Here is a 16,804-nt window from a genome sequence, read left to right as displayed (position 1 = left end):
AAGTCCCTGTTGATGTTGGTCTTGCTGCACACTCCTGTGCCGGAGGCGAGACATCATGCTGGAGATCAACACGAGCAAGGTGAGCCGCTGGGACCAGCACGGGCGCGAGCACATCGTCCGAGTGCAGCGCAAGGGCGCGCAGCGCATGATCAGATGTGACACGTGCGGCTGGCGCAAGAGTGCGCAGTTCCTGCCCTGGCTGAAGGCGGAGGAGCATCTGGCGGAGGAGCACCAGGCGACGGTGGATCCGGCGGGGGCGTCGGAGGCGTAGGGCTCCCGGCAGCGGGCGGCCCGATGACTTTCCGCCGTCCCGGGAGTCGTACTCAGGACGACCGCCCAGACCGGAAGGCCGACCGATGAGCACTCTGTACGACACCCTGCGACGGCACGTCGACGACGGCTCCGTGCCCGGGGCCGTCGCCCTGGTGGCCCGCGGCGACGACGTCGAGGTGGTGACCGTCGGCTCGGTGGACACCGAGGGCACCGCCCCGATGGCCCGGGACTGCCTCTTCCGTATCGCCTCGATCACCAAGCCGATCACGGCGGCGGCGGTGCTGATGCTGGTGGAGGACGGGCTGCTCGGTCTTGACTCACCGGTCGAGGAGTGGCTGCCGGAACTGGCCAAGCCGCTCGTGGTCCGCACCCCCGGCGCCCCCGTCGACGAAGTGGTCCCAGCGGCCCGCCCGATCACGGTCGAGGACCTGCTCAGCTCCCGCACCGGCTGGGGCTTCCCCGCCGACTTCTCGCTCCCGGCGGTGCAGTCCCTGTTCACGGTGCAGAAGGACGGCCGGAGCCTCCAGGGCTGGCCGGACCACGACACCTGGCTGCGCCTCCTCGCCCAGGTGCCGATGCTCCACCAGCCGGGTGAGGCCTGGCTCTACGGCACCTCGTCCGATCTGCAGGGCATCCTGATCGCCCGGGCGTCGGGCCGTACGCTCCCCGAGTTCCTCGCTGAACGGATCTTCGAACCGCTGGGCATGCGGGACACGGCCTTCGAGGCCCCGTCCTCGAAACGGCACCGCTTCACCTCGTCCTACGCCCCGGCCGAGGACGGCACCCTCCGTCTGGTGGACGCCCCGGACGGCGACTGGAGCCGCGTCCCGCGCTTCCACTCCGGCGGCGGGGGCCTCGTCTCCACGGCCGACGACTGGCTCGCCTTCGCCCGGCTGCTCCTGAACGCCGGCACGAGCCCCGCCGGCCACCGGCTCCTCTCCCCCACCTCGGTCAGCCGCATGACCACCAACCACCTCACGGCCGAACAGCGAGACGCGGCCCCCCTCTTCCTGGAGGGCCAGGGCTGGGGCTACGGCGGCCAGGTCGACGTCACCCCGGCAGACCCCTGGAACGTCCCCGGCCGCTACGGCTGGGTAGGCGGCACCGGCACAACGGCCCACATCATCCCGGCCACGGGGACGGTGGCGATCCTGCTCACCCAGGCATCAATGACAAACCCGACACCGACACCGGTGATGCGGGACTTCTGGGGCTGCGTGGCGGGCAGCTGACGCGCCCCCATAGGGGCGCGGGGAACTGCGCGACCAGCCACAACGGGCCCGCAGACGATCGACGACCCGTCACTGCCCATCCTGCGGAGAGCGCCGCAGGCCCCGCACCAACAGATCCACCACCGCCTCGAACTCCCCCTCCACCCCCGGCCGTTCCCACTCCTTGGCATAACCCGGGTCATGAAAGCGGCCGGTGGCCTGGAACAGGGCGCGCGCGGCCGTCACGGGGTCCGCGACAGCGAAGACCCCCGCTTCGGCCCCCGCCCGCACGATCCCGGTCAGCTGACCGGTCAGCTCGGCGACATGGCCGCTGACCAACTCCCCCGCCTCACCGGCGAGGACCGAGTAGGTGGCGAACAGCTCGGGGTCCCCGCCCGCCTTGCGGCGCTTGGCCGCGAAGAGCGCCGCGAGCCATTCCCGCAACCGCGTCTGCGGGTCCCGCTCCGCGTCCGCGGCGATGCCGGCCAGCTCCTGAGTCGTACGGTCCAGCCACCGCTTGGTCACCGCCTCCCGCAGCGCCGCCTTCGTACGGAAGTGGCGGTAGACGCTGCCGTGGCTGACGCCGAGCGCGCGGGCCACGTCGACCACGGTGGCCTTGGCCGGGCCGTGGCGGCGCAGCACCTCCTCGGTCGCCTCGAGGATGCGCTCGGCGGTCAGGATCTCGCTGGTGGCAGGCATGGCTAGACGGTACCCGGCACGGTGATCAGCTCTCGCTGTCGAGCATGGCCATCTGGGCGGGGGCATACCGCTCCCCGGCCGCCGCGTCCGCGGGTACGGCGGCCTCGATGGCGGCGAGGTCGGCCGTGTCCAGGATCACGTCCAGGGCGACGAGTGCCTCGCCGAGCCGCTCGCGGGTCTTGGCGCCGACCAGCGGCACGATGTCCTCGCCCCGGGAGAGCACCCAGGCGATGGCGATCTGGGCGACGGAGACGCCCTTCTGCTCGGCGATCTTGCGCAGGGACTCGACCAGGCTGAGGTTGTGCTGGAGGTTGTCGCCCTGGAAGCGGGGCGAGTGGGCGCGGAAGTCGTTCGCCGCGTACTCCTGGCCGGGCGTGACATGGCCGGAGATCAGGCCGCGGGAGAGCACGCCGTACGCGGTGACGGCGATGCCCAGTTCGCGCAGGGTGGGCAGGATCTCCCGCTCGGGGCCGCGGGAGATGAGCGCGTACTCGATCTGCAGGTCCGCGATCGGGGCGGTGGCGGCGGCCCGGCGAATGGTGTCCGCGCCGACCTCGCTGAGGCCGATGTGGCGGACGTACCCCTTCTCGACCAGTTCCGCGATGGCGCCGACGGTCTCCTCGATCGGCACGTCCGGGTCGAGGCGGGCGGGGCGGTAGACGTCGATGTGGTCGACGCCGAGGCGCTGGAGGGAGTACGCGGCGGAGGTCTTCACGGCGGCCGGGCTGCCGTCGAAGCCGTACCACTCGCCGCCCGGGCCGCGCTGGGCGCCGAACTTCACGCTGAGCAGCGCGTTCTCCCGCAGGGCGGGCGGAGCGGTGCGCAGGGCCTCGCTGATCAGCAGTTCGTTGTGGCCCATGCCGTAGAAGTCGCCGGTGTCGAGCAGGGTCACGCCGGCTTCCAGGGCCGCGTGGATGGTGGCGATGGACTCGGCGCGGTCCGCCTCGCCGTACATGCCGGACATGCCCATGCAGCCGAGGCCGAGGGCGGAGACCTGGGGGCCGGTGGTTCCGAGGTTTCGGGTTCGCATCGTCATGCCTCCACCCTGGCATGACAGCTGACAGATTTCAATATCTGTCATTCCAACTCTGCCAGCCGCTTCCGCCTGGTCCAGACCTATTGACGAAAGGTCTGGACCAGAGCACTGTCATGCCTGCGACACCTACGACACCTCACCGATCCCCCACCGGGAGGCCTGATGCTCCGCCGCCCCCTGAGCCTGCTCGCCACCGCGCTCGCCACCCTCTGTCTGAGCCAGCTCCCGAATGCCCCCACCGCCTCCGCCGCCACCGACACCTGCGCGGTCAAGTCCCGCCCCGCCGGCAAGGTCCTCCAGGGCTACTGGGAGAATTGGGACGGCTCGGCCAACGGCGTCCACCCGCCCTTCGGCTGGACGCCCATCACCGACTCCCGCATCCCGACGCACGGCTACAACGTGATCAACGCGGCGTTCCCGGTCATCCGCTCCGACGGCACGGCGCTGTGGGAGGACGGCATGGACAGCGGCGTCAAGGTGGCGGCCCCGGCGCAGATGTGCGCGGCGAAGGCGGCCGGGCAGACGATCCTGCTGTCGATCGGCGGAGCCGCGGCCGGCATCGACCTCAGCTCACAGGCGGTGGCCGACCGTTTCGTGGCGACGATCGTCCCGATCCTGAAGAAGTACAACTTCGACGGCATCGACATAGACATCGAGACGGGCCTCGTGGGCAGCGGCTCGATCACCCAACTCTCCACTTCCCAGGCCAACTTGATCCGCATCATCGACGGCGTGCTGGCGCGGATGCCGGCGAACTTCGGCCTGACGATGGCCCCGGAGACGGCCTACGTCACCGGGGGCAGCGTCACCTACGGCTCGATCTGGGGCGCATACCTGCCGATCATCAAGAAGTACGCCGACAACGGCCGCCTGTGGTGGCTGAACATGCAGTACTACAACGGCAGCATGTACGGCTGCTCCGGCGACTCCTACTCGGCCGGCACCGTCCAGGGCTTCACCGCCCAGACGGACTGCCTCGACAAGGGCCTGGTCGTGCAGGGCACGACGGTGAAGGTCCCCTACGACAAGCAGGTCCCGGGTCTCCCGGCCCAGTCGGGTGCGGGCGGCGGCTACATGTCACCGTCCCAGGTCTCCCAGGCCTGGAAGCACTACGGCACCTCGCTCAAGGGCCTGATGACCTGGTCGATCAACTGGGACGGCTCGAAGAACTGGACGTTCGGCGACAACGTCAAGGCCCTACAAGGCCGTTGAGTCTCACCTCGCGGTGAGGGCGAGCTTCGCCCCCAGCGCCACGAACGACCCCGCGAAACTGCGCCGCAGCCACGTCATCACCCTCGGTCGGGAGGTGACGTGGCTGCGGACCGAGGCCGCGAGAACGCCGTACGCGGCGAACACCACGAACGTCGCCAGCATGAACACACCGCTCAGCGCCAGCATCCGCGGCAGCGCGCGGGGCTCGCCGGGGTTCACGAACTGCGGCAGGAACGCGAAGAAGAAGATCGTCAGCTTGGGGTTGAGGAGATTGATCAGCACGCCCCGCACGATGACGCGCCCCGCGGACAGCGGCGCGGTCTCCTGCTCGACGGCGATCGCGTCCTTGTCCCGCACCGTCGCCCACGCCATGTAGAGCAGATAGGCGACACCGGCGTACTTGAGGATCTGGAACGCGGCGGCGCCGGCGTTCAGCAGCGCGGCCACGCCGGTGATGGTGGCCAGCATGTGCGGCACGATCCCGAGTGTGCAGGCGAAGGCGGCGACGACACTCGCACGCCGGCCGCGGGAGAGACCGGCGGCCAGGGTGTAGACGACACCGGTGCCGGGAGTGGCGACCACGACGAGGGTGGTGAGGAGGAAGGCGAGGCTCATGCGGGCCACCCTGTCGTCGCCGTGGACCGGGATACAGGACCAATCGCCCACCGGGCAACAGGACCAATCGCCCGTCGGGCAACAGGATTGATGCGGGGTATTGATGTGCGGTCCGCCGCTCCGTTCGACACGTCTCCCGGCCGCCCAGAGAATGGAAGCTGCCGGCGTGCAGTCATCCCGGCGGCGCCTGCCGTCGGCCGTGCGGTGATCCAGCGCCGCCCAGGGAGGCCGCGATGGCCGTCCGTATCGGCACGTTCAACACCGAGAACCTCTTCCGCCGCCCCTCCGTGTTCCGCCTTCCGGACGCGACGAGGCGCAAGGAGGTCCTCGACGATTTCGACACCTTGGTCGCTCTCCTGGACAAGGAGACGTACACCGACAAGGACAAGCAGAAGATCTCGGAGCTCATCCTGAAGCACCGGGCGTACAGCAGCGACCCGGTGAACCCGCCGCTGATCTACGTCAACCAGAACCGCCCCGGCAAGAAGAGCGGGCTCTTCGACACGCCCCCGCCGGGGACGGAGCCGACGGAGCTGCCGATCCTCGCCGGCGGCCGGGCGAAGTGGGCCGGCTGGGCCGAACTCGGCCAGGACGACCTGGACATGGCCGCGGTCAGCAACACCGGGCGGGTCGTCAGAGAGGTGAACGCCGAAGTCCTCCTGACGCCCGAGGTCGAGGACCGGCTCACCCTGGACCGCTTCAACGAGCAGGTTCTGGGCCCGGGCTGGCAGCCGTACCCCGTCGATCTGCTGATCGACGGCAACGACCCGCGGGGCATCGACATCGGGATCCTCACCCGCTTCCCGGTCACCTCCGTGCGTCCGCACCTCTTCGACCCGGACCCGGAAGACCCGACGAAGCACCTGTTCAGCCGTGACTGTCCCGAGTACGAGATCCAGCTCGACCAGGAGAGCCTGGTGCTCCTCGGCAACCACCTCAAGAGCAAGTTCAACGACGACCCGGAGCTGCGCCTGCACCAGGCCGAGCGGGTCGCGGAGATCTACCGGGCCGCGCTGGAGCGCACCCCGAACGTCGTGGTCGCCGGAGACCTCAACGACACCCCGGACAGCAAGCCGGTCGAAACGCTGCTGGACGCCGGCCTGCGCGATGTCATGAGTCACCCCTCCTACCAGGGCGACGACCTCGGCACCCACGGCAGCTGCAAGCAGAGAAGCGACAAGCTCGACTACATCATGCTGTCGCCCGCGCTGTGGGAGAAGGTGCAGAACGTGGGCCTGGAGACGCGGGGCATCTTCGCCCACTCGAACCACTTCAATACCGTCAAGACCAAGATCGACGAGGCATCGGACCACGCCGCGCTCTACGTGGACGTGGCGGTGTGACGAAAACGCCCGTCCTCCGGCCGACAGGGTCGGCCGGAGGACGGGCCTGGAGTGAAGCGGACGTCAGCAGCCCAGCAGGCGCCCGGCCAGGTACCCCTCGATCTGGTCCAGCGACACGCGCTCCTGCTTCATGGAGTCACGCTCACGCACCGTCACCGCGTTGTCGTCCAGCGTGTCGAAGTCGACCGTCACGCAGTACGGCGTACCGATCTCGTCCTGGCGCCGGTAGCGGCGGCCGATGGCGCCCGCGTCGTCGAACTCGATGTTCCAGTGCTGGCGCAGCGCCTGGGCGAGGCCCTTGGCCTTCGGGGACAGCTCGGGGTTGCGGGACAGCGGCAGCACCGCGACCTTCACGGGCGCGAGGCGGTGGTCCAGGCGCAGCACCGTGCGCTTCTCCATCTTGCCCTTGGCGTTGGGCGCCTCGTCCTCGACGTAGGCGTCGAGCAGGAAGGCGAGCATCGCCCGGCCGACCCCGGCCGCCGGCTCGATGACGTACGGGGTCCAGCGCTCGCCGGCTTCCTGGTCGAAGTAGAAGAGGTCCTGGCCGGAGGCCTTGGAGTGCGAGGAGAGGTCGTAGTCGGTGCGGTTGGCGACGCCCTCCAGCTCGCCCCACTCGTTGCCGCCGAACTGGAAGCGGTACTCGATGTCGGCGGTGCGCTTGGAGTAGTGGGAGAGCTTCTCCGCCGGGTGCTCGTACCAGCGCATGTTCTCCTCACGGAGACCGAGGCCCGTGTACCAGTTCCAGCGCTGCTCCATCCAGTACTCCTGCCACTTCTCGTCCTCGCCCGGCTTGACGAAGAACTCCATCTCCATCTGCTCGAACTCGCGGGTACGGAAGATGAAGTTGCCGGGCGTGATCTCGTTGCGGAAGGACTTGCCCATCTGCGCGATGCCGAACGGGGGCTTCTTGCGCGAGGTGGTCTGCACCTGGGCGAAGTTGGTGAAGATGCCCTGTGCGGTCTCAGGACGCAGGTAGGCGATCGAACCGGAGTCCTGCGTCGGGCCGAGGTGCGTCGACAGCAGACCCGAGAACTGCTTGGGCTCGGTGAACTGGCCCTTGTTGCCGCAGTTCGGGCAGTTGACGTCGGCCAGGCCGTTCTCCGGGAGGTGCCCCTTCTTCGCCTCGTAGGCCTCCTCCAGGTGGTCCGCGCGGAACCGCTTGTGGCAGGAGGTGCACTCGGTGAGCGGGTCCGTGAAGGTGGCGACATGGCCGGAGGCGACCCAGACCTCGGGGGCCAGGATCACGGACGAGTCGATACCGACCACGTCCTCGCGCGACGTCACCATGTAGCGCCACCACTGACGCTTCAGGTTCTCCTTGAGCTCGACACCCAGCGGTCCGTAATCCCAGGCGGCGCGCTGGCCGCCGTAGATCTCGCTGCACGGGAATACAAAGCCACGGCGCTTGCTCAGGCTGACGATGGTGTCGATCTTGTCGGCGGCCACGGTGCTCTCTTCATTACGACGACGGGCGACGAAGCGAGACGCTTCAGAGCGAATGCTTCAGGGTACCGGCGCGGGCTCCCCCTCAATCAAATCCGTCTCCCATCAGATGTTTGTTGACAACGGTTTCCATATTTGTTGAAAATGACTGTCATGAACGTACGACGACGCCTCATATCCACCGCGGCCACGGCCGCGGTCGCCGCCCTCGGCCTCACCACCCTCTCCGCCTGCTCCGGTGAGAGCGCCGCCGCGGGCAACACGGAAAAGTTCGACGTCGTCGCGTCGTTCTACCCGCTGGAGTTCCTCGCCGAGCAGATCGGCGGGAGCCATGTGCACGTCACCAACCTGACCCAGCCCGGGCAGGAGCCGCACGACCTGGAGATCAGCGCCCGGCAGACCGCGCAGCTCCAGGAGTCCGACGCGGTGCTCTACCTGAAGAACCTCCAGCCCGCCGTCGACGACGCGGTGGCCCAGTCCGAGGTCAAGACGAAGATCGACGCCGCCTCCCTCACCTCCCTGGAGAAGCACGGCAACGAGGTCGGCGGCCACGCGGCCTCCCACGACAGCTCCAAGAACGAGGAGCTGGCCGGCCTCGACCCGCACATCTGGCTCGACCCGGTGAGGTACGCCCAGATCGCCAAGGGGGTCGGCGCCGCCTTCGCGAAGGCGGACCCGGCGCACGCGGCCGACTACAAGAAGAACACCGCGGCGCTGGTCAAGAAGCTCGATGCGCTCAACACGCAGTTCGAGAACGGCCTCTCGGGCTCCAGGTCCAAGGTCTTCATCACCACGCATGCCGCCTTCGGCTATCTCGCCGAGCGCTACGGCCTGACCGAGGAGGCCATCAACGGCCTCGACCCCGAGTCCGAGCCGAGCGCCGCCCGTGTGAAGGACCTTGAGAAGATGGCGAAGGCCGACGGCGTCACGACCGTGTTCTACGAGACGCTCGTCAGCGACAAGACCGCGAAGACCATCGCCGCCGACGCCGGACTGAAGACGGACGTCCTCGACCCGATCGAGGGCATCACGTCGAAGTCCCGCGGCAAGGACTACTTCTCGGTCCAGGAGGCCAACCTCAAGGCGCTGCAGACGGCCCTGGGATCCAAATGACGTTTATGGAGGACGACATGGGCGTGGGCGCACCGGACGAGCCCGTCATAGCGATGCGCGGGGTCCGCGCCGACCTGGGCTCGCGCCCCGTCCTGCGCGGGATCGACCTCACCGTGGCGCGCGGTGAGGTCGTCGCGCTGCTCGGCGCCAACGGCTCCGGCAAGTCGACCGCGATCCGCACGATCATCGGCCAGGTGCCGCTGAGCGCCGGCGCGATCGAGCTGTTCGGCACGGAGCGCAGGCGGTTCCGGGACTGGGCGCGGGTGGGGTACGTGCCGCAGCGCACGACCGCCGCGGGCGGCGTCCCGGCCACCGTCACCGAGATCGTGTCCTCGGGGCGGCTGTCCCGGGCCCGCTTCGGTGTGCTGCGCAAGGCGGACCACGCGGCCGTACGGCGGGCCCTGGAGCTGGTCGGCATGGCCGACAGGGCCAAGGACTCGGTGAACGCCCTCTCCGGCGGCCAGCACCAGCGCGTGCTGATCGCCCGCGCACTCGCCGCCGAACCCGAACTGCTGATCATGGACGAGCCGATGGCGGGCGTGGACCTCGCCAGCCAGGAGGTGCTCGCGCGGACGCTGCGGGAGCAGGTCTCGGCGGGTACGACGGTGCTGCTCGTCCTGCACGAACTCGGGCCGCTGGAGCCCCTCATCGACCGCGCGGTGGTACTCCGCGACGGCTGCGTCCTGCACGACGGGCCGCCCCCGCACGCCGTCGGCCAGCACGCGCTGCCCGGCCACGACCACGTACACCCCCACGAGCACACGCCCGCGCGCACCGGCCTGCTGAGCTGATGGATCGGTAATGGACTTTCTCGACTTCGCCTTCATGCAGCGGGCTCTGCTCGCCGCCGTCCTCGTCGGCATCACCGCCCCGGCGATCGGCATCTACCTCGTACAGCGCCGCCAGGCCCTGATGGGCGACGGCATCGGCCATGTGGCCATGACGGGCGTCGGCCTCGGCTTCCTGCTCTCCGCGTCCCCGGTCTGGATGGCGACCCTCACCTCCGTGCTCGGCGCGGTCCTGATGGAGCTGATCCGCTGGTACGGCCGCACCCGCGGCGACATCGCCCTCGCGATGCTCTTCTACGGCGGTATGGCCGGCGGCGTGATGTTCATCAACCTCGCGCCGGGCGGCTCCAACGCCAACCTGACCTCGTACCTCTTCGGCTCGCTGTCGACCGTCTCGCAGTCGGACGTGACGGCGATCTGCCTGCTCGCGGGCTTCGTGGTGCTGGTCACCCTCGGTCTGCGCCGGCAGCTCTTCGCCGTCAGCCAGGACGAGGAGTTCGCGCGGGTGACGGGCCTTCCGGTGCGCGCCCTGAACCTGCTCACCGCCGTCACGGCGGCGGTGACGGTGACGGTCGCGATGCGGGTGGTCGGCCTGCTGCTGGTGAGCGCCCTGATGGTGGTGCCCGTGGCGGCGGCGCAGCAGTTGAGCCGCAGCTTTGCGGCGACCTTCGCGATCGCCGTGGCGATCGGGGTTTCCGTGACCATCGGCGGCACGATCACGTCGTACTACCAGGACGTGCCGCCCGGCGCGACCATCGTGCTGCTGACCATCGCGGCCTTCATGGCGCTGACCGCGCTGGCGGCCCCGCTGGCCCGCCGCCGCGCCCGCGCCGCAGCGGCCGGACAGCCCGCCGGTGACCCGGCGGAGTGTGCAATTCCGGCCGCGCGCGCCCCCGAGGGGAAGGTCGGCGTCTGACTGCGCACAGGCCGGGCTGGCACAATGGCCCGGCAAGCGCAGACGTAGGAGGAGGCAACCGGTGACGACCGCTGGACCGCCCGTGAAGGGCCGCGCCACCCGGCAGCGTGCCGCTGTGGCGGCGGCGCTCGACGAGGTCGACGAGTTCCGCAGCGCGCAGGAACTCCACGACATGCTCAAGCACAAGGGCGACTCGGTCGGCCTGACCACGGTCTACCGCACCCTTCAGAACCTCGCCGACGCCGGCGAGGTCGACGTCCTGCGCACCTCCGACGGCGAGTCCGTGTACCGCCGCTGCTCCACCGGGGAACACCACCACCACCTCGTGTGCCGCGTCTGCGGCAAGGCGGTCGAGGTGGAGGGCCCCGCGGTGGAGAAGTGGGCGGAGGCGATCGCGGCGGAGCACGGGTACGTCAACGTGGCGCACACGGTGGAGATCTTCGGTACGTGCGCGGAGTGCGCGGCCACGCAGAAGAACTGAGCCCTCAGACGCGGGTCAGGTTGCGGTCGAGGATCTCCCGCAGCCGGTCCGCGTCCGCGGGGCTCTGCAGGCCCCGCTTGGGCAGCACCGTGAAGCAGGTGGCGTTCTTGTCGTCGCTGTAGGTGTAGAACGCGTCCTTGGTCTCCCGGTAGCGGGGCTGCGCGGCCCACTTGACCGACGTCGTGCTGTTGTCGGTCGTCATCGTCAGCCCGGCGTCCGTCACCGTCGCGCGGTACGTGCCGTTGCGAGCGGCGATCTTGACGACCGTACGGGCCTGCAACTGCGGCTTGAGGAGCAGGAGTCCTGTGAACAGCGGCAGGTAGATCACCGGAAACCAGTCGACGTGTCCCCCGGCGAGCGCACCCGCGATCTCGATGGCGAAGACCACGGCGATGAAGCGGACCGCCCACCGCTGGATCTTCCCCGCCCGGTTGAACCGCCTGCGCTCCCGCAGTGCCTCCGCGAAATCCCCCGCGACCGGCTGATACGAAAGCTCCACCACTCCCTGTTCGGCGTCCCGCCCCATGTCCATGACCATGAGGCGGGATCGTACAGGTGCTTTTCGGCCAGGAGATGACCAGCTCCGGCCGGTCTCCTCAGGTGGCCGGGCCGCCCTGCATGTCCCGTTCCATGGCGAGCAGCTCCTCGTTCGGGACGGCACCGCCGAAGCGGCGGTCGCGGGAGGCGAACTCGACGCAGGCGCGCCACAGGTCGCGGCGGTCGAAGTCCGGCCACAGCACGTCCTGGAAGACCATCTCGGCGTATGCGCTCTGCCAGAGCAGGTAGTTGGAGGTGCGCTGCTCGCCGCTCGGCCGCAGGAACAGGTCCACGTCCGGCATGTCCGGGTAGTAGAGGTACTTGGCGAGGGTCTTCTCGTTGACCTTGGAGGGGTCGAGCCGCCCCGCCTTCACGTCCTCGGCGAGCGCCTGCGCGGCGTCCGCGATCTCGGCCCGCCCGCCGTAGTTCATGCAGAAGTACAGCGTGAGCCTGTCGTTGTCCTTGGTCTGCTCCTGCGCGACCTGGAGCTCCTTGGCGACGGACTTCCACAGCTTGGGCATACGGCCCACCCAGCGCACCCGGATGCCGAGTTCGTCGAGCTGGTCGCGGGTCTTGCGGATGAAGTCCCGGTTGAAGTTCATGAGGAAGCGGACCTCTTCGGGCGAGCGCTTCCAGTTCTCGGTGGAGAAGGCGTAGAGCGAGATGTTGCCGACGCCCATCTCGACGGCGCCCTGCAGCACGTCCAGGACGCGCTCGGCGCCCACCTTGTGGCCCTCGGTGCGCGGCAGCCCGCGCTCCTTCGCCCACCGGCCGTTCCCGTCCATGACGATCGCCACATGGTTCGGGACCAGCTCGCCCGGCAGCTTCGGCGCGCGGGCGCCGGACGGGTGCGGCTCCGGTGCCCTGTACTCGCGGCGCTGGCGTCCCAGGATCCCGCGTACGACCATGTGCTTCTCGTCTCCTCTTCGGCTTGCTTGTGATGCGCGGGCTTATTTCTCCACGTAACGCAGTGAACGCAGCCCGCGCTCCAGATGCCAGTGCAGATAAGCGGACACCAGCCCGCTCCCCTCCCTGACATACCGCGGCTCGCATGCGTCCGCAGTCTCCCAGTCTCCCGTAAGCAGCGCGCCCAGCAGTTCCAGGGTCTGCGGCGAGGGTACGACGCTGCCGGGCACCCGGCAGTCGACGCAGACGGCTCCGCCGGAGGCCACGGAGAAGAACCGGTTCGGCCCGGGCATTCCGCACTTCGCGCAGTCGCTGAAGGTGGGGGCGTAGCCGTTGACGGCGAGGGAGCGCAGGAGGAAGGCGTCGAGGACCAGGTGCGGGGCGTGCTCGCCGCGGGCGAGGGTGCGCAGGGCGCCCACCAGCAGCAGGTACTGCTGCACCGCCGGCTCGCCCTCGTGGTCGGTGAACCGCTCGGCGGTCTCCAGCATGGCGGTCCCCGCGGTGTAGCGGGCGTAGTCGGCGACGATCCCGCCGCCGTACGGCGCGATGGTCTCGCTCTGCGTGCAGAGGGGGAGGCCGCGGCCCACCAGCTCACTCCCGCGCGCGAAGAACTGCACGTCGACATGGGAGAAGGGTTCGAGGCGGGCGCCGAACTTGGACTTGGTGCGCCGGACACCACGGGCCACGGCACGCACACGGCCGTGCCCCCGGGTGAGCAAGGTGATGATGCGGTCCGCTTCACCGAGCTTCTGGGTGCGCAGCACGATGCCGTCATCCCGAAACAGACTCATCGCGCACCGCCGCGGATCTTCGGCTGGGGGTGCGGCCCGCCGCGCAGCGGCAGTCGGACGCCGTGCCCCCCGCAGTCACGCAGCATGATCCGGTCCGCCTCACCCGGCTTCCGGGTGCGCAGCACGATGCCGTCGTCGCGGAACAGACTCATGAGGTCCATTCTCGCGTACGGCGGGGCTCAGCGGGGACGGTCGGGGTGGCTGATGGTGTCCCAGGGGGCCAGGTTCCAGGGGCTGGTCCGGTTCGCCGGGTTCAGGAGGGCGCGCAGATGGGCGTCGGCGGCGGACTGCGGGGCGGGGAAGGCCGCGTCCCGGGTGCCGCGCAGCCCGTCCCGCCACACGGTCCGCCCCAGCAGGTAGTGATCGGCGTACTCCTGCCAGGAGGCGTACGTCCCCACCACCGCCGGCACGATGTTCTTCAGCGCGGTCCAGGCCTCGGCCTCGGTGATCATCCCGCATCCGAAGCCGAGCCGGGCTATGTCGGCGTAGAGGGCGGCGTCCCAGGCGAGCGGCGAGACGCCGAGGAGCTGCTGGGCCCGGGCGCGGTAGCCGCCGCGCGACAACCCGTCCAGCCGGTCCGTCAGCTCGGCGCGCGAGGTGATCTCCCACTGCCCGGCCAGCCAGCTGCGGGCACCGTCGTCATCGATCCGCGTGAACGGGTACAGAGTGGTCCGCGAGGCGCTGCGGTCCCGGCTGACCGGCGCGCTCAGCGACACCATCCACAGCTGGTGCGCCGTGAGCGGGTCGGGGTAGCGCCGCGCGGCCCGCGGCCTGCGCCAGCTCCAGATGCTCGACAGACTCATGCGCCCGCACCTTACTCAAGGCACTTCACCCCGGCTGCGGGCGTTGGCGTACGCGGTCGCCGCGCTCAGCCGCTCCGCCTGGGTGGCCCCGCGCACGGCGGCGGGATCGGCGTCCCACTCCCGGCCGCCCCCGTACGGTCTCAGTTGCACGTACGGCCCTTCGTGCCCCATGACGATTCCCACCTTTCCAGTTCGCGTGTCCACGACATGAGTCCCGACGGGCGGTTTCATTTCCTCTCCTTAACGACCGTAACGAACACGACTCATAATTGCGGGCACCGTGTTCGTTGCGCCTACAGCGTGCTCCCCTTTCCATTTGAGTTTCACGCTTTTCGTCTCCGGCGTGTGCCGCTGCGCCTACACTCAGCTGGAGTCTGTGCTCCACAAGTGCTGGCCAGGGAGAGGCGGTTGGGCCATGGCCAACGCTTCGCACGCGTCACGGTCCGCAATCCGGGAGTTCGAGCAGGCCTTTCGAAAAGCCTCAGCCCGATATCGCGATGCGCATTGACCAGGCCCTGCAAAACCGACGGTATTTTCGAGCGGTTGACGGAGTTCGACGGGGCGCGACCTGCCGCCTATACGGAGAAAGCAGTCAGTCGGCCACACGGCGCAGCCGGCGGCGGACGTTCCCCTGTTCCGGCTCGGGCTCGTGGTCCGGCTCCGTCGCCGCCCACAGCTCGTTGAACAGGTTGACGCGGTCCTCGACGTGCTCGTGTTTCATCCTCAGCATCGTCATGTCCGGCCTGACGTGATTGTCCGGCCGGGTCTCGTAGCTCAGCTCCCCGTCGAAGATGATGAAGTCCATCACCGTGCCGCCCGGATCCAGCTGCGACTGCACGCCTATACGCGCGTCGATGCCGTACCTGCGCTGCCGCGCGCAGAGTTGTTCCAGGGCCTCGGTGACCTCCTCCGGCTCGTCCACCAGGAACAGCCGCCGGACCTCCACACCGCGGGTCTTGATGGCCTTCTCCTGCGCGCTGAGGTACCGCTTCGCGGGCTCGCTGGACCAGAAGTCCCGGTCGACGGTGGTGCTGGTGGCGTAGAGGGTCTTCTTGACGCACAGGGCGAGGTCGATCAGCCACTCGTGGTTCTCGAAGGAGGAGTCCGCTCTGCCGCTGATGAGGTCCTCCATCAGCTCGGCGAGACGTTTCAGCTCCTCCTCGGCGAAGCTCTTGACGATCCCCGGTGCCTCGTCACCGACCTGGGTGTACGCCTTGACCAGCCGGGTCACTTCCTCGGAGCGCAGGACGGAGCCGTCCACCTTGCTGAACAGCTCCGTCGCCTCGTTGATCTTGGCGAAGCTCTGGTCGACCGCGGTCCGCATCTCCGCGTGGTGGTTGGCCAGGCTCCGCTTCATGTCCTCGATGTGGTGACGCTGGCTCTCCTCGACCACCTCCAGGCGCTCCCCGAAGTCCACGAGGTACTGGACGATCAGCGTGGCGCTGCCGAGGACGATGGACGCCACCCACTGCCAGATGTCGTTGTTGTCGCCGTTCAGCAGGATGGTCAGCAGGAAGGCGCCGCCCGCCGCCGACGCCGTGATCAGGATCTTCCAGAACAGCTTGGGTATGCCCTGCCGCTGCATGCCCGCTCCGTTGTCCCCGGACCCTAACGACGCTCCGCTCATGTCTCTCCCCCGTCGGGTATGTGGTTGGTGCCGCCCCTCAGCTCGTGCTCAGTGCCTGGTGCGGCAGCTGTATGGCCTGGACGGCCAGTTGGTCCCGGATGCGCTGGACCAGGTTCTGCCACTGGCGTGTGAACCCCGGTTCCCGTTCCAGCACTTCCCACAGATGGACCAGCGAGCGGTCCACCTGCGCGTGCGGCATCCACAGGTGCAGCAGATGGTCGACGGCCGGACGCAGCGCCTGGACCGCCGCTCGCCCGTCCGCCGCGGCGAGCCGACTGCTGTCCAGCATGTGCACCACCGTCGTCAAAAGCCAGTCGTGCAGCGCGAGGTCCTCGCACAGACCCGCGGCCGCGGAGACCGGTGTGTCCTCCGGCAGCCGCAGCTCCACGGTCCGCAGCCCGTTCTCGGCCAGGGTGAACCGCGTCAGTTCCGCCCGCTCGCCCGCCGGGATCCGGCGGGCGGCCCAACGCAGATGTGTCCGACGGGACTTGAAGGGGACCTTGCGGTCGAGGAGCGGGTGGCGCAGCAGCCGCGTCAGCAGGGACTCGGCGATCATCCCCAGGTCGAGTTCACCGCGCCCGGCACCGCTCAGCACACCCTGAGCGGTGGCCTGTTCGGGCAGCTTGCCGAAGGGCTCGACCACACCGGGCCGTACCAGGTAGTGCCCCCAGGGGCGGCGGGTGTCGGGGCCCGCGGCCGGTGCGCTGAAGTACGCGGTGGACTGCAGGAGACGGCCCTCGGTGAGCGCCACACGGGTGGCGACCGTGCCGACGGCCCGGACCTTGGCGCCGTTGGAGGTGGGCAGCCGGCAGTCCACCCCGGTCAGCACCTCCGGGGACAGGGCGTACAGGTTGGGCCGCTCGGAGACCCGGACGTGTTCGTCGGCGCGCAGCCGTAGCAGCTGGGCGGCGGCCCTGCCGTCCAGCGCCTGGAAGGACGGCAGCAGACAGGTGCGCACCTCACCACAGGCGAGGACCGGGCGCGCGGGCTGTCCGAGGGCCGTCGTCATG

The 16,804-nt window shown here is 69.3% G+C and carries 20 protein-coding genes; 8 read left to right on the top strand and 12 right to left on the bottom strand.

What is annotated here, in order from left to right; all coding sequences use genetic code 11:
* The first annotated feature begins 55 nt into the window (after positions 1-55).
* Together ACFY1U_RS01035 and ACFY1U_RS01030 are read left to right on the top strand one after the other, a co-directional pair.
* Positions 56-271: a hypothetical protein gene (locus tag ACFY1U_RS01035; protein ID WP_390692029.1), complete on the top strand. Its 216-nt coding sequence runs from the start codon at positions 56-58 to the stop codon at positions 269-271.
* Positions 272-356: 85 nt separating this feature from the next.
* Positions 357-1,505, top strand: a complete 1,149-nt coding sequence (locus tag ACFY1U_RS01030) for a serine hydrolase domain-containing protein (RefSeq protein ID WP_390692028.1) — start codon at positions 357-359, stop codon at positions 1,503-1,505.
* A gap of 69 nt (positions 1,506-1,574) precedes the next feature.
* Here the strand turns inward: ACFY1U_RS01030 and ACFY1U_RS01025 are convergent, their stop codons facing one another.
* Together ACFY1U_RS01025 and ACFY1U_RS01020 are read right to left on the bottom strand one after the other, a co-directional pair.
* Positions 1,575-2,183 carry a TetR family transcriptional regulator gene (locus ACFY1U_RS01025; protein ID WP_390692027.1) on the bottom strand — a complete coding sequence of 203 codons (609 nt, stop codon included), beginning with the start codon at positions 2,181-2,183 and terminating at the stop codon, positions 1,575-1,577.
* A gap of 25 nt (positions 2,184-2,208) precedes the next feature.
* A complete protein-coding gene (locus tag ACFY1U_RS01020) occupies positions 2,209-3,219 on the bottom strand; it encodes an aldo/keto reductase (protein WP_390692026.1) in 1,011 nt (336 codons plus the stop codon).
* A 162-nt stretch (positions 3,220-3,381) separates the two neighbouring features.
* On the opposite strand from ACFY1U_RS01020, the gene ACFY1U_RS01015 reads away from it, so the two are divergent.
* Positions 3,382-4,431, top strand: a complete 1,050-nt coding sequence (locus ACFY1U_RS01015; protein WP_390692025.1) for a chitinase — start codon at positions 3,382-3,384, stop codon at positions 4,429-4,431.
* A 3-nt stretch (positions 4,432-4,434) separates the two neighbouring features.
* Here the strand turns inward: ACFY1U_RS01015 and ACFY1U_RS01010 are convergent, their stop codons facing one another.
* A complete protein-coding gene (locus ACFY1U_RS01010) occupies positions 4,435-5,046 on the bottom strand; it encodes a LysE family translocator (protein WP_390692024.1) in 612 nt (203 codons plus the stop codon).
* 233 nt (positions 5,047-5,279) lie between these two features.
* Between ACFY1U_RS01010 and ACFY1U_RS01005 the strand changes: the two genes are divergently transcribed.
* Positions 5,280-6,389, top strand: coding sequence for an endonuclease/exonuclease/phosphatase family protein (locus tag ACFY1U_RS01005; RefSeq protein ID WP_390692023.1), 1,110 nt, complete (start codon positions 5,280-5,282; stop codon positions 6,387-6,389).
* 63 nt (positions 6,390-6,452) lie between these two features.
* Here ACFY1U_RS01005 and ACFY1U_RS01000 read toward each other — a convergent pair whose 3' ends face one another.
* The gene (locus ACFY1U_RS01000) at positions 6,453-7,835 is read right to left on the bottom strand and encodes a glycine--tRNA ligase (RefSeq protein WP_390692022.1); all 1,383 of its coding nucleotides are present in this window, start codon (positions 7,833-7,835) and stop codon (positions 6,453-6,455) included.
* Between the two features lie 150 nt (positions 7,836-7,985).
* Between ACFY1U_RS01000 and ACFY1U_RS00995 the strand changes: the two genes are divergently transcribed.
* The 4 genes from ACFY1U_RS00995 (at position 7,986) to ACFY1U_RS00980 (ending at position 11,130) form a co-directional block, all read left to right on the top strand.
* Positions 7,986-8,945: a metal ABC transporter substrate-binding protein gene (locus ACFY1U_RS00995; RefSeq protein ID WP_390692021.1), complete on the top strand. Its 960-nt coding sequence runs from the start codon at positions 7,986-7,988 to the stop codon at positions 8,943-8,945.
* A gap of 17 nt (positions 8,946-8,962) precedes the next feature.
* Positions 8,963-9,736, top strand: a complete 774-nt coding sequence (locus ACFY1U_RS00990; RefSeq protein ID WP_390692020.1) for a metal ABC transporter ATP-binding protein — start codon at positions 8,963-8,965, stop codon at positions 9,734-9,736.
* Positions 9,737-9,746: 10 nt separating this feature from the next.
* Positions 9,747-10,649 carry a metal ABC transporter permease gene (locus tag ACFY1U_RS00985; RefSeq protein WP_390692019.1) on the top strand — a complete coding sequence of 301 codons (903 nt, stop codon included), beginning with the start codon at positions 9,747-9,749 and terminating at the stop codon, positions 10,647-10,649.
* 61 nt (positions 10,650-10,710) lie between these two features.
* The gene (locus tag ACFY1U_RS00980; RefSeq protein WP_390692018.1) at positions 10,711-11,130 is read left to right on the top strand and encodes a Fur family transcriptional regulator; all 420 of its coding nucleotides are present in this window, start codon (positions 10,711-10,713) and stop codon (positions 11,128-11,130) included.
* Between the two features lie 4 nt (positions 11,131-11,134).
* On the opposite strand, the gene ACFY1U_RS00975 is transcribed toward ACFY1U_RS00980, so the two are convergent.
* The 8 genes from ACFY1U_RS00975 to ACFY1U_RS00940 all read right to left on the bottom strand — a co-directional run bounded on the left by ACFY1U_RS00975 (position 11,135) and on the right by ACFY1U_RS00940 (position 16,803).
* Positions 11,135-11,668, bottom strand: coding sequence for a YcxB family protein (locus ACFY1U_RS00975; protein WP_390692017.1), 534 nt, complete (start codon positions 11,666-11,668; stop codon positions 11,135-11,137).
* Positions 11,669-11,726: 58 nt separating this feature from the next.
* On the bottom strand, positions 11,727-12,575 hold the full coding sequence (locus tag ACFY1U_RS00970; protein WP_390692016.1) for an isoprenyl transferase: 849 nt from the start codon (positions 12,573-12,575) through the stop codon (positions 11,727-11,729).
* Positions 12,576-12,617: 42 nt separating this feature from the next.
* A complete protein-coding gene (recO, locus tag ACFY1U_RS00965) occupies positions 12,618-13,364 on the bottom strand; it encodes a DNA repair protein RecO (RefSeq protein ID WP_344402374.1) in 747 nt (248 codons plus the stop codon).
* A complete protein-coding gene (locus tag ACFY1U_RS00960; RefSeq protein ID WP_390692015.1) occupies positions 13,361-13,516 on the bottom strand; it encodes a hypothetical protein in 156 nt (51 codons plus the stop codon). Before ACFY1U_RS00960 ends, recO begins: the two co-directional genes overlap by 4 nt.
* A 27-nt stretch (positions 13,517-13,543) precedes the next feature.
* Positions 13,544-14,167 (bottom strand): DUF1266 domain-containing protein, encoded by a 624-nt coding sequence (locus ACFY1U_RS00955; protein WP_390692014.1) that lies wholly within the window; start codon positions 14,165-14,167, stop codon positions 13,544-13,546.
* Positions 14,168-14,182: 15 nt separating this feature from the next.
* Complete coding sequence (locus tag ACFY1U_RS00950; protein ID WP_030933991.1) at positions 14,183-14,398, bottom strand: hypothetical protein; 216 nt, start codon at positions 14,396-14,398, stop codon at positions 14,183-14,185.
* 361 nt (positions 14,399-14,759) lie between these two features.
* Positions 14,760-15,752 (bottom strand): DUF6879 family protein, encoded by a 993-nt coding sequence (locus ACFY1U_RS00945; RefSeq protein WP_390692013.1) that lies wholly within the window; start codon positions 15,750-15,752, stop codon positions 14,760-14,762.
* Positions 15,753-15,831: 79 nt separating this feature from the next.
* Positions 15,832-16,803: an SCO2521 family protein gene (locus ACFY1U_RS00940; RefSeq protein ID WP_390692012.1), complete on the bottom strand. Its 972-nt coding sequence runs from the start codon at positions 16,801-16,803 to the stop codon at positions 15,832-15,834.
* Position 16,804 lies beyond the last annotated feature (1 nt).

Origin of the sequence: Streptomyces sp. NPDC001351 (genome assembly GCF_042896045.1) — a bacterium.
GTDB lineage: Bacteria > Actinomycetota > Actinomycetes > Streptomycetales > Streptomycetaceae > Streptomyces.
The sequence above is the reverse complement of the archived record's forward strand: the minus strand, read 5'-3'. Positions and strand labels throughout refer to the sequence as shown.

Coding starts and splice junctions, on each gene's coding strand:
- ACFY1U_RS01035 (WP_390692029.1), top strand. CDS start 56: ATGCTGGAGATCAACACGAGCAAGGTGAGCCGCTGGGACCAGCACGGG.
- ACFY1U_RS01030 (WP_390692028.1), top strand. CDS start 357: ATGAGCACTCTGTACGACACCCTGCGACGGCACGTCGACGACGGCTCC.
- ACFY1U_RS01025 (WP_390692027.1), bottom strand. CDS start 2,183: ATGCCTGCCACCAGCGAGATCCTGACCGCCGAGCGCATCCTCGAGGCG.
- ACFY1U_RS01020 (WP_390692026.1), bottom strand. CDS start 3,219: ATGACGATGCGAACCCGAAACCTCGGAACCACCGGCCCCCAGGTCTCC.
- ACFY1U_RS01015 (WP_390692025.1), top strand. CDS start 3,382: ATGCTCCGCCGCCCCCTGAGCCTGCTCGCCACCGCGCTCGCCACCCTC.
- ACFY1U_RS01010 (WP_390692024.1), bottom strand. CDS start 5,046: ATGAGCCTCGCCTTCCTCCTCACCACCCTCGTCGTGGTCGCCACTCCC.
- ACFY1U_RS01005 (WP_390692023.1), top strand. CDS start 5,280: ATGGCCGTCCGTATCGGCACGTTCAACACCGAGAACCTCTTCCGCCGC.
- ACFY1U_RS00995 (WP_390692021.1), top strand. CDS start 7,986: ATGAACGTACGACGACGCCTCATATCCACCGCGGCCACGGCCGCGGTC.
- ACFY1U_RS00990 (WP_390692020.1), top strand. CDS start 8,963: ATGGGCGTGGGCGCACCGGACGAGCCCGTCATAGCGATGCGCGGGGTC.
- ACFY1U_RS00985 (WP_390692019.1), top strand. CDS start 9,747: ATGGACTTTCTCGACTTCGCCTTCATGCAGCGGGCTCTGCTCGCCGCC.
- ACFY1U_RS00975 (WP_390692017.1), bottom strand. CDS start 11,668: ATGGTCATGGACATGGGGCGGGACGCCGAACAGGGAGTGGTGGAGCTT.
- ACFY1U_RS00970 (WP_390692016.1), bottom strand. CDS start 12,575: ATGGTCGTACGCGGGATCCTGGGACGCCAGCGCCGCGAGTACAGGGCA.
- recO (WP_344402374.1), bottom strand. CDS start 13,364: ATGAGTCTGTTTCGGGATGACGGCATCGTGCTGCGCACCCAGAAGCTC.
- ACFY1U_RS00960 (WP_390692015.1), bottom strand. CDS start 13,516: ATGAGTCTGTTCCGCGACGACGGCATCGTGCTGCGCACCCGGAAGCCG.
- ACFY1U_RS00955 (WP_390692014.1), bottom strand. CDS start 14,167: ATGAGTCTGTCGAGCATCTGGAGCTGGCGCAGGCCGCGGGCCGCGCGG.
- ACFY1U_RS00950 (WP_030933991.1), bottom strand. CDS start 14,398: ATGAAACCGCCCGTCGGGACTCATGTCGTGGACACGCGAACTGGAAAG.
- ACFY1U_RS00945 (WP_390692013.1), bottom strand. CDS start 15,752: ATGCAGCGGCAGGGCATACCCAAGCTGTTCTGGAAGATCCTGATCACG.
- ACFY1U_RS00940 (WP_390692012.1), bottom strand. CDS start 16,803: ATGACGACGGCCCTCGGACAGCCCGCGCGCCCGGTCCTCGCCTGTGGT.